This window comes from Pseudomonas sp. 43(2021) (assembly GCF_017490805.1).
GTDB lineage: Bacteria > Pseudomonadota > Gammaproteobacteria > Pseudomonadales > Pseudomonadaceae > Aquipseudomonas.
In genome coordinates this window covers 1-336 of the sequence record NZ_JAFGYJ010000620.1, presented here as the reverse complement: position 1 = coordinate 336, position 336 = coordinate 1, and the positions used below count along the sequence as shown (strand labels likewise).

Genomic DNA, 336 nt, shown 5'->3' with positions numbered 1-336 from the left:
AAACCTTCACCTACAACGTCTACGGCCAGGTAATCAGCCACACCGACGGCAAGGGCCAGACCACCCGTTTGATGCGTACGGCCCGTGGCCTGCCGAGCAGCCGCCAGGATGCCAAGGGCCAGCGGGTACGCTACGAGTACGACAAGGCCATTCGCCTGACCGCGCTGGTCAACGAGAACAACGCCACGTACAGCTTTGCCTACGACGCTTCGGACCGGCTGACTGAAGAAGTGCGGGTGGATAACCTGACCCGGCGTTTCAGCTACAACGTCGGTGGCCATCTGACCCGACTGGATGAGATTGGCTACGGTGAAAACGCCGAACGCCCGGAACGTC

1 protein-coding gene is annotated in these 336 nt (G+C 61.3%); it reads left to right on the top strand.

Going from position 1 to position 336, the window contains the following annotated elements; translation table 11 throughout:
- Positions 1 to 336 (top strand): hypothetical protein (locus J5M71_RS29005; protein WP_347709889.1); only part of this gene is annotated, 336 nt, incomplete at both ends.